Below are 10533 nucleotides of genomic sequence, written 5' to 3'. Positions count from 1 at the left end.
GCAGATGTCGGCGCAGGGGCCGGTGGCGGCGCCGGCGGCCTTGCCGCTCGTGCCGCCGCCGTTCCTGGCGCGGTCGCGGTGCCGCTCGACCAGCAGGCGGCGGGGCCCGGGGCCCTCGTCGCCGAGCCGGTCGTAGGGGTTGGCGAGCGCGCAGGTGCGGAAGGACAGGCAGCCGCAGCCGATGCAGTCGGTGAGGTCGTCGCGCAGCTTCTCCAGCTGCGCGATGCGGTCGTCCAGCTCCGCGCGCCACGTCTCGGACAGGCGCGCCCAGTCCTCGACGGTGGGGGTGCGCTCCTCCGGGAGGGTGGCCAAGGCCTCGCGGATGCGGTCCAGCGGGATGCCGACCCGCTGCGCGACCTTGATGAACGCGACCCGGCGCAGGGTGTCGCGGGTGAAGCGGCGCTGGTTGCCCGCCGTCCGGCGGCTGCTGATCAGCCCCTTGGACTCGTAGAAGTGCAGGGCCGACACCGCCACCCCGCTGCGCTCGGCGAGCTGCCCGACGGTCAGTTCGTGGACGCGGAACTCCAACCTCGACATACCAGCGAGGTTACTGCGGCGGCAGGATCACCTGGCGGCCAGCGGCGGCCGGGTCACTTGGCGGCCAGCGGCGGCAGTGGTCGTAGCCCCGGTCTGCCGGCAGCCTCTGGGGCCTGGACCTGGGGCGCCCGACCCCATAGTCCTTGAACCCGGTGCGGGCGCCGGGTGGTGCCCGCACCGGGGGGCGGTCAGAGGTGGGACGGGCCGGGGTCGCTGGTGGTGGGGCGGCCGTTTTCGAGGTGGCCGGCGTAGCGGCGGAGGAAGGCGCCGGACTTGAGGCTGACGTCGTACCAGCCCTGGGCGTCGGAGACCTTCCAATGGAACACGTGGGTGGCGTGCGCCCGCAGCGTGTGCCTCTGGGTTCCGCGGGCGCGGTCGTAGGCGTTGGCGGCGGTCACCTCGACCGGAGTGCGGCCGGTGTTGCGGAGCCTGACCATGACGCGGCCGTTCCTGTCGTGGGAGAACTCGGCGGTCAGGTGGGTGGCGGCCTCTCCGGCGAACTCGCAGAGTGAACCGTTCGGGCCGTAGTAGGCCAGGTGGTAGGCCCTGCCGATCGTCCAGTGGTCGGAGATGGCGTCGCGCGCGGACACCGCGTAGCGGCGGGGGGCCGAGGTCGGGGTGAGGCGGTCGTAGACGTAGAAGGCGGCGCCCGCCTTGCCGCGGTTGTCGAACTCCAGCGTGAACCGGCCGTCCTTGCCCGCCACCTCGTTGACCAGCAGGTCGTAGGGCAGCGGACGCGCCGGGCGGACGCCTCGCTCCTGCGCGGGCATGGTCTGCGGGGTGGACACCTGGTACGGCTTGCCCCTGGACGCGCGCGGCGGCGGGACGGGGAAGGTCACCGGACGCGGGTCGACTCCCTTGGAGAAGTCGAACGCCGAGGTGAGGTCGCCGCAGACGGCGCGCCGCCACGGGCTGATGTTGGGCTCCTGGATGCCGAACCGCCTCTCCAGGAAGCGCAGCACGGAGGTGTGGTCGAAGGTCTCCGAGCACACCCAGCCGCCGCGCGACCAGGGCGAGACGACCAGCATGGGCACGCGCGGGCCGAGGCCGATCGGCTGCCTGCCGCCCGGGTCGGCGCCGGGGACGAGCGGGCTCATCTCCCCCGGGTACTTGTCGAGGTCGATGAACTCGTCGTCCAGGTGCGCCGTCAGCGACCGGGACAGGACGCCGCCGGAGTCCGGCGCGCTCGCGGACGGGGGCATCGGCGGGACGACATGGTCGAACAGGCCGTCGTTCTCGTCGTAGTTGATGAGGAAGACCGTCCGGCCCCACACCTCGGGGTTGGAGGTGAGCGCCTCCAGGACCTTGTTGATGTAGTACGCGCCGTTCGTCGACGTCGAGGACGGGTGCTCGGAGTACATCGACGGCGGGACGATCCACGTCACCTGCGGAAGCCGGCCGTTCCTGACGTCCTCGACGAACTCGATGAGCGTGTGCGTCGACGCGCCCTTGTCCGGCAGCGGGCCGGACGCGCCCTCCTGGCGCTGGTAGTTGCGGAAGAACTCCAGCGAGTTGTCGGTGTAGTTGTCCGTGGCGTCGCCGGGGATGCCGGTGCCGCCCTGGTACAGCTTCCAGCTGACCCCGGCCTTCTCCAGGCGCTCGGGGTAGGTCGTCCAGGTGTAGCCGTTGGTGCCGTTGCGCTCCCAGAGGCCCGGGCCGTTCGGCTTGGCGCCGAGGCGGTTCTGCGCGTCGATCGTGCCCGTCCACAGGTAGATGCGGTTGGGGGCGGTGTCGGCGTGGACCGAGCAGAAGTAGGCGTCGCAGATGGTGAACGCCTCGGCGAGGGCCCAGTGGTACTGGATGTCCTGTCGCCGGACGTATCCCATCGTCAGGACGTCCTGCTTCTGGTTGACCCACTCGTCGTAGCGGCCCCCGTTCCAGGCGAGGTGCCCGCTGCTCCAGCCGTGGTTGGTGCCGGGGATGGCCTCGGTGTGCTCCTGCGGGTCCACGTACCAGGGCAGTACCTCGACGGCGCTGTCGGCCAGGCCGCGCGAGTGGTAGCTCCCCGAGTGGACCTTCGCCGCGGGCTGGCGCCAGACCGGGTTCCCGTTCGGCAGCAGGTGGGGCCGCGGGTCGCTGAAGCCGCGCACGCCGCGCATCGTGCCGAAGTAGTGGTCGAAGCTGCGGTTCTCCTGCATGAGGATGACCACGTGCTCGACGTCCTTGATGGTGCCGGTGCGTCCGAGCGCGGGCATCGCCAACGCCTTGGTCACCGCGGGCGGGAACGCCGTGAGCCCCGCCGCGGCCGTGCCCGCGCCCATCAGCTGCATGAACCGCCGCCTGTCCAGCGTGCTCACCGAACCTCCATCTACTCGTCCCGGCACAAACCGGGACGATCATGACAGCGATCCGGACGTCCTCCCAGGTCAGCGCATCGACAACGGCGTGAACGAACAGGGACGCCCAGATGACGCCGCGGAGCCGGCGGGTTCCGCGACCCGCGGGACCGCGGACCGTCACCGCGGTGTGGGCGTCGCCGAGCCGGACGACGACGTAGGTTGGCTTCGCATGACCCACTCCGAGACGACGCCCCGGACCTCCTGCGCAAGGAGTGCCGCTGGTTGCCGGTCCTGGCTCCGCGCCCGCGGTCTGGCCGCCTTGAAGAGCCTGTTCCCTCATGCTCATGGGCCAGAACGGCGACCGGGGTCTTCCTGGCGGCAAGCCGACATGGGGACCCGCGGGCCGGGCAGCGCTCGATCGCGTTCTGAGAGACGGCTTGGTGTAGCCACGGAGTGGCACGGGCGGCCGGGCCTCGGCCTGGCCGCCCGTGCCGTCTCGGGCTCCGGAGTCGCCCCCTGGTGTGCGGCTGCCGCGGCGGTCGGCTACGGCTTGCCGGGGAGCTGGCCGGCCTCGTTCACGACGCCGCGCTCGAGGACCGCGGTGTTGGCAGTGATCATGCCCTTCTTGGCCTCCCCCGGACCGCGTAGCGGTACACCGCTCGTGCATGCTCATCGAAGAGGTCCCCGAACGTCGCGGGGTCGCCTGCTCGTATTCGGGCTCGCGCTGGCAATTCCACACACTGTCCTGTCCGGTGGCGCCAGGGAGTTCCGTCATGTACCGGGAAGCACGCAGGACTCGGCCATCAGCCGCCGGCCCAGGCTTCAGACGAGGTTCGGTTTCGCTGCGATCCAGGCGCGCAGCTGTTCGGCCAGGGCAGGATCGCGGAGGTCGGGCAGATGGTGGGCGGCCGCGCAGACGAGGTTCTTGGCCCGACGTGACGCGCGCATCGCCGGGAGGCCGTCACGGCTCGGGACGCGGTGGACCTGGTCGAGGGTGATCGGGAGAGCGCTGAGGCAGTCGCGCACGATCTGGTCGCCGGTCGGCAGGACGTCCACCAGCTCGGCGGTGTAGCCGTGGAAGCCGAACGATGACGTGAAGGCCGCGACCCGGATGGCCGTCTCACCGGCCTCGAAAGCCCCCTGCTGGTCCACGGACGGGTCCGTGGGCATGCATGCGACGGCTTCGGCGGGCAAAGGGGCGATGATGCGCTCGACGTCGCCGTCGCAGGCGAGGATGTGAACCGCGGTGTCGGGCCGGCGCCCAGGAGGGAGCCTCGCACGATGACGTCGATGGCGAGATCCAGCGTGCTCACCCCTGTGCCCCCCTTCTCCGTGATGTCCGAGCCCGAGACCCTATGACGGATTACCGGTTCATGGCGGATGATCAGAAACACGGCGAGTCTTGGTCGGAGGTCCGTCTCAGGTGAAGCGGTTACGAGGAACGAGCGTGCGGACGAGGAACGCGCTGGCCGCGACCGCCCTCGCGGCGGCGGCCTCGCTCACCCTCGCCGGTGACATCACCCGCAGTGGCCCGATCGCGCAGAGCGCCGACCTCGAAGCGGGCTGCGTCCTCGCGCCGCACGGCGGCGGAATCTCCTCGGCGCCCTCTCCGAGGGCGCCGCGCGGAAGAGGTCGGCCCGTCACAGGGGCCGTCGACCGGGGCGGTGACTTCAACGGCGACGGCCTCCGTGACACCGCGGTCGCCGTTCCATTCCGCACGACGGACGCGCCTGGCAGAACACTCCCGGGCAGGTGGTCGGGCGCCTACGTCGCCGTCGTCTACAGCGGCCCGGGCGGTCCGGACCCGGCCAGGCGCCAGGTCATCACCCATGACTGCCTGGACGTGCCGACCCGCGGCAGGCCCGACCATGTCTTCGGCACGACGCTGGGTTCGGCCGACTTCGACCGTGACGGCTTCGACGACCTGGTCGTGGGCGGGCAGGACGGCGGCTACAACGGGCTCGGACCCGCCTCCGTGACGGTCATCTACGGGAGCGCGGACGGCCTCACCGGCCGCTCGGTGGAGATGGTCGTGGAGCGGACACAGAGCTTCTTCGGCACGGTGGCGATCGGGGACTTCGGCGGCGACGGCGCGCTCGACATCGCCGCGACCCCGGGATCGTTCGGCGATCTGTACCTGTTCCGCGACGTGGTGGACCGTCCCGTCACCGCCGAGCGGAGCGCGCTGATCCGCCGGCCGCCGCACGGGCGCGGGGCCGAGGACTCGTACGAATCCCTCCAGGTCGCCGACTTCAACGCCGACGGCCGCTCCGACCTCGCGGTGATGGTCGACTGGTCGAGCGAGGGCGAGAGACGCCGTCAGTGGGGCGAGTTGCGGCTCGGGGGCGCGGAGGGCCTGAGCGAACGGGCCACCGTGTTCGGCCGGGACCGGATCGGGCTCCAGTCGATGGCCGGTGACGTCACCGGCGACGGCCGGCCCGATCTGGTGACGCGGGAGGGGAGCCGGTCGATGTCGGTGGTGCCGGGAACCCGCACCGGCCTCGGCGACCCGCAGAGGTTCACCATTCCCCTGCCTCCCGGTCCCGTGAATCAGGTCCCGAGCCCCGACCTGCCGTCGTCCCTCGGATTCGCCGTCGGCGACGTGACCGGCGACCGCACCGCGGACGTCGTCGTCTCCGAAGGCGGCAGGGTCGCGGTCCTGCCGGGCGGCCCCGCCGGCGTCCGGTCCGCCCAAGCCGACATCGTCGAGCCGGACGGCCGGCCGCAGCCCTCCGGCGGGGACGCGCGCTGGCTCGGCGGAGGGCTGTCCGTCGGCGACCTGACCGGCGACGGAGAACCCGAGCTCACCGTCGGGGCCCCCGAATGGTCGTCCCGGGCGGGCGGGCGCCTCTACATCCTGCCCGGCGGGCGCACCTCGGGCAGCACCACCCTCAGCGGCGTCCAGCTAGGCCTGACCCAGCGACCGAGCGGCGGCTTCGGCCAGGTCCTCCTCCCCTGAGGGCGCCGCAAGCGTGTGCCTCAACCGTTCCAGTGGCTGCGTCAGCTCACGAATGCGCGGTGAAGGTGACAGGGGTGGTCTCGGAAGGTTCGGCGGGCGGTCCAGGCCGGTCATCGCCCGCCGCCTCACAGCCCACGGCTCAGGCCTGGGGATCCACCGGCGGCCAGCGGCGGCAGGGTCACCTGGCGGCCAGCGCCGCCAGGTGCGCCTCGATGCGGTCCAGGCGCTCCGCCAGGGCGGCCATGTCGTTCTTGTCGGACGACTGCTCGCTCTCCCGCAGCCGGACGATGAGGGAACCCTGCGGTTCCAGCGTCACCACCCGGGTGTCGTGGACGCCGTCGCCGCCCTGCTCCAGGATGCCCTGCACGACGTCCGGCTTGCCGAGGCCGAGGCGGAACAGGGTGCGCTCGCGCCACTGCCCGTTCCACACCAGGATGCTCGACCTGCCGTGCACGATCCGGTGCAGCCACGGCACCAGCAGGACGACGCGCACGAACACCGCGTTCGCGGCGACCAGCAGGACCGCGCCCAGCGCGCCGCCCAGCAGCGAGTCGTCGGGGCCGATGATCGCGTTCTGCACGACGTTCGACAGCAGCAGCATCACCACGAAGTCGAAGCCGTTGAGCTGGGCCAGCTCCCGTTTCCCGGCGAGCCGCAGCAGCACCACGATGAGCAGGTAGACCGCGAAGGTGCGGACGGCCTTGTCGGCGACGGGGATCTCGATGTGCGTCAGGTCGTGCCACATACCGCCCGACCCTAGTCACGCGGACGGGGCCGCGCCCTTCTGGACGCGGCCCCGTCCGGTCACGGGATCACCCGGTCCGGGCGCTCAACGCGGTCGCCCGGTCACCGGCTCGCCTGGACGCGGGTCATTCCGCCAGGCGGTTCACCAGGGCGTCGTACTCGTCCCACAGCTCCTTGGGCAGGTGGTCGCCGAAGGTCTCGAAGTGCTCGGGGACCAGGGCGGCCTCCTGCTTCCAGACCTCGCGGTCCACGGTGAGCAGGGTGGTCAGGTCGTCGTCGGACAGGTCCAGGCCGTCCAGGTCGAGCGCCTCGCGGGTCGGCAGGTGCCCGATCGGCGACTTGGTGGCGTCGGCCTTGCCGTTGAGCCGGTCCACGATCCACTTGAGGACGCGGCTGTTCTCGCCGAAGCCGGGCCAGATGAACTTGCCGTCGGCGTCCTTGCGGAACCAGTTGACGTAGTAGATGCGCGGCAGCTTCTCGGCGTCGGTCGAGCGGCCGATCTTCAGCCAGTGGCCGAAGTAGTCGCCCATGTTGTAGCCGCAGAACGGCAGCATCGCGAACGGGTCGCGGCGCAGCTCGCCGACGGTGCCCTCGGCGGCGGCGGTCTTCTCCGACGCGATGTTCGCACCGAGGAACACGCCCTGCTGCCAGTCGAAGGACTCGGTCACCAGCGGCACGGCGGTGGCGCGACGGCCGCCGAACAGGATCGCCGAGATCGGCACGCCGTTCGGGTCCTCCCACTCCGGCGCGATGATCGGGCACTGCCCGGCCGGGGTGGTGAAGCGGGCGTTGGGATGCGCGGCCGGGACGCCGCACTCGGGCGTCCAGTCGTTGCCCTTCCAGTCGGTGAGGTGCGCGGGCGGCTCCTCGGTGAGGCCCTCCCACCACACGTCGCCGTCGTCGGTGAGCGCCACGTTGGTGAAGATGGAGTTGCCGTAGAAGGTCTTCACCGCGTTGGCGTTGGTGCCCTCGCCGGTGCCCGGCGCGACGCCGAAGAACCCGGCCTCGGGGTTGATCGCGTAGAGCCGGCCGTCCTCGCCGAACCGCATCCAGGCGATGTCGTCGCCGATGGTCTCGACCTTCCAGCCCGGGATGGTCGGCTCCAGCATGGCGAGGTTGGTCTTGCCGCAGGCGGACGGGAACGCCGCCGCGACGTAGCGGGTCTCGCCCTCCGGCGGGGTGAGCTTCAGGATGAGCATGTGCTCGGCGAGCCAGCCCTCGTCGCGGGCCATCGTCGAGGCGATGCGCAGCGCGTAGCACTTCTTGCCCAGCAGGGCGTTGCCGCCGTAGCCCGAGCCGTAGGACCAGATCTCCCGCGTCTCGGGGAAGTGCGAGATGTACTTGGTGGAGTTGCAGGGCCACGGCACGTCCTGCTGGCCCGGCTCGAGCGGCGCGCCCACGCTGTGGACGGCCTTGACGAACCCGCCGCGCTCCTCGATGAGGCGCAGCGCGTCCGCGCCCATGCGCGTCATGATCTTCATGGAGACCGCGACGTACGGCGAGTCGGTGATCTCGACGCCGAGCTGGGAGATGTTGCCGCCCAGCGGGCCCATGCAGAACGGCACCACATACATGGTGCGGCCCTTCATCGCGCCCTTGAACAGGTCGGCGAAGGTCGCGCGCATCTCGGCCGGCGCGATCCAGTTGTTCGTCGGACCGGCGTCCTCCTCCTTTTCGGAGCAGATGTACGTCCGGTCCTCGACGCGGGCGACGTCGGACGGGTCGGAGGCGGCGTAGAAGCTGTTGGGCCGTTTCTCGGGATTGAGCCGCTTGAACGTGCCCTGCTCCACGAGGAGGGAGGTCAGGCGTTCCCATTCCGCGTCCGAACCATCGCACCATTCCACTCGCTCGGGCTGGGTCAGCTCGGCGATCCCACGGACCCAGTCGACGAGCTCAGTGTGACTGGTCGGGGCCTGGTCGAGGCCGGGGATCTCCTGGTTGGACACGGGCAACTCCTTCAGCTGTTCGCAGGATGTTTGCATCATGAGCAAATCTCGCGGCTTTTTCCATTTGGTCTGGACCAATCCGCCGGAGTTGCGGGGCGGGCCGAGCCCATTTGTGATTGAAGTCACCGGGAATCGACCGCGCCTCACCCCTCGCACGACCGCTCATGCCCCCGCTCACGCCGGGTATACCCGCACTTCCGTGGCCTTAACGGACACCCACGTGCAGACGCCCTCGGCCAGGGACAGATCGGCCACCGCGGCGGCCGTCACATCGGCCGAAACCTCTGGTCCGCCGCCGGGCGCGGCCTCCCCGCCGCCGACGTCCAGCCGGATCCGGAAGCGGTCGCCGCGGCTCTCCACCGCGGTGACACGGGCCTTCCAGAGGTTCCGGGGGCTTCCGTCGGGCCGGGACCGGTACAGCGCGACGGCGGACGGCTCGAAAGCGAGAAAAACATCACCCTCGGGTGAGGTCACGGCGTCGATCTTCAGGCCGCCGTCCGCGAGGGCGACGGTTCCTCCGTCCGCGCGCCCCCGGAACAGGTTCAGGCCGACCAGCCGCGCCACGTAGGGCGTGCGCGGGTGCCGGGCCACGTCGGCGGGGGCGCCCTGCTGGACGAGCCGCCCCTCCTCCACGACGACCAGCCGGTCGGCGAGGGTCAGCGCGTCCAGGGGGTCGTGGGTGACCATGACCGACGCGCCCGCGAACCCGGCCAGGTGGCGGCGCAGGGCCGCCCGCACCTCCAGCCGCGTGTGGGCGTCCAGCGCCGACAGCGGCTCGTCCAGCAGCAGGAGGCCGGGGCGGACGGCCAGCGCCCGGGCCAGCGCGACCCGCTGCGCCTGCCCTCCCGACAGGGCGCGCGGACGGGCCGACGCCTGGTCCGCCAGCCCGACGTGCTCCAGCCACTCGGCCGCGCGGCGGCGCGCCTCGCGCCTGCCCGCCCCCTGCGCGCGCGGCCCGAACGCCACGTTCTCCAGGGCCGACAGGTGCGGGAACAGCAGGTACTCCTGGAAGACCATGCCCACGCCGCGCCGTTCGGGCGGCAGGCCGGTCAGGTCCCGTCCGTCGACCCGGACGTGGCCGTCGGCGAGCGGGACGAGCCCGGCGAGGGCGCGCAGGGCGGTGCTCTTGCCCGCGCCGTTCGGGCCGAGCAGCGCCACCACCTCGCCCGGCGCCGCCCGCAGGTCCAGGTCGAGGTCGAACCCGGGACGCCGCACGACGAGCCGGGCGTCCAGCCCCGCGGCACTCCCCGCGGCGCTCACGCGGCGCCCGTCCAGCGGTCGCGGAGGGCCACCAGGACGGCCACCGACACCGCCAGCAGCACCAGGCTGAGCACGATCGCGGCCTGCGGGTCGGTCTCCAGCGCGAGGTAGACCGCCAGCGGCATGGTCTGGGTGTGGCCGGGGAAGTTGCCCGCGAAGGTGATCGTCGCGCCGAACTCGCCGAGCGCGCGGGACCAGCACAGCACCGCGCCCGCCAGCACGCCGGGCGCGGCCATCGGCAGCGTGACGCGCCGGAAGACCGTCCAGCGGCCCGCGCCGAGCGTCGCGGCGGCCTCCTCGAACCGGGCGTCGGCGGCGCGCAGCGCGCCCTCCACGCTGATCACCAGGAACGGCATCGCCACGAACGTCTCGGCGAGCACCACCCCCGGCAGCGTGAACGGCAGCGTGATTCCGAACGCGCCGTCGAGCCACTCCCCCACCAGCCCGCGCCGGCCGAGCACCAGCAGCAGCGCGACGCCTCCCACGACCGGCGGCAGCACCAGCGGGACGGTCACCAGCGCCCGCACGAGCCGGACGCCGGGGAAGGGGACCCGCGCCAGCAGCCAGGCCAGCGGCACCCCGAACAGCAGGCACAGGACCGTCGCGGCCGTGGCGCTGACCAGGGACAACCGCAGCGCCTCCAGCATCTGCGGCTGCGCGAGCCGGGTCCCGAGCGTGCTCCAGGGCGCGCGGACCAGCAGGCCGGCGAGCGGCAGCACCAGGAACGCCAGCCCGGCCAGCGCGGGCAGCAGCAGCACGACCGGCGGCCGTCCCGCCGCCCGCGCACCGCGCACCCGCCCGCCGCGCA

8 protein-coding genes are annotated in these 10533 nt (G+C 72.1%); 1 reads left to right on the top strand and 7 read right to left on the bottom strand.

The features are described from left to right. From soxR to DZF91_RS33645, 3 genes are all read right to left on the bottom strand, one after another. Positions 1-537, bottom strand: a 537-nt coding sequence (soxR, locus tag DZF91_RS33665; RefSeq protein ID WP_117361081.1) for a redox-sensitive transcriptional activator SoxR, incomplete at its 3' end; no start/stop codon positions are given. A gap of 188 nt (positions 538-725) precedes the next feature. Next, positions 726-2834, bottom strand: coding sequence for a phosphocholine-specific phospholipase C (locus DZF91_RS33660; RefSeq protein WP_199487077.1), 2109 nt, complete (start codon positions 2832-2834; stop codon positions 726-728). Positions 2835-3638: 804 nt separating this feature from the next. Continuing rightward, complete coding sequence (locus DZF91_RS33645; protein WP_147341513.1) at positions 3639-3968, bottom strand: hypothetical protein; 330 nt, start codon at positions 3966-3968, stop codon at positions 3639-3641. 295 nt (positions 3969-4263) lie between these two features. Here DZF91_RS33645 and DZF91_RS33640 point away from each other — a divergent pair, with 295 nt between their 5' ends. Then, a complete protein-coding gene (locus DZF91_RS33640; protein WP_158588105.1) occupies positions 4264-5775 on the top strand; it encodes an FG-GAP repeat domain-containing protein in 1512 nt (503 codons plus the stop codon). Positions 5776-5953: 178 nt separating this feature from the next. On the opposite strand, the gene DZF91_RS33635 is transcribed toward DZF91_RS33640, so the two are convergent. The 4 genes from DZF91_RS33635 to DZF91_RS33620 all read right to left on the bottom strand — a co-directional run bounded on the left by DZF91_RS33635 (position 5954) and on the right by DZF91_RS33620 (position 10519). After that, positions 5954-6520 (bottom strand): DUF421 domain-containing protein, encoded by a 567-nt coding sequence (locus DZF91_RS33635; protein WP_117361078.1) that lies wholly within the window; start codon positions 6518-6520, stop codon positions 5954-5956. A gap of 124 nt (positions 6521-6644) precedes the next feature. Next, positions 6645-8465, bottom strand: coding sequence for a phosphoenolpyruvate carboxykinase (GTP) (locus DZF91_RS33630; RefSeq protein WP_235834757.1), 1821 nt, complete (start codon positions 8463-8465; stop codon positions 6645-6647). Positions 8466-8639: 174 nt separating this feature from the next. Beyond that, a complete protein-coding gene (locus DZF91_RS33625) occupies positions 8640-9725 on the bottom strand; it encodes an ABC transporter ATP-binding protein (protein WP_117361077.1) in 1086 nt (361 codons plus the stop codon). Further along, positions 9722-10519: an ABC transporter permease gene (locus DZF91_RS33620; RefSeq protein ID WP_117361082.1), complete on the bottom strand. Its 798-nt coding sequence runs from the start codon at positions 10517-10519 to the stop codon at positions 9722-9724. The genes DZF91_RS33625 and DZF91_RS33620 overlap by 4 nt, the downstream gene beginning before the upstream one ends. Positions 10520-10533 lie beyond the last annotated feature (14 nt).

The organism is Actinomadura logoneensis (assembly GCF_003428695.1).
Lineage (GTDB): Bacteria > Actinomycetota > Actinomycetes > Streptosporangiales > Streptosporangiaceae > Spirillospora > Spirillospora logoneensis.
This window is presented reverse-complemented; position numbering and strand designations above follow the sequence as displayed.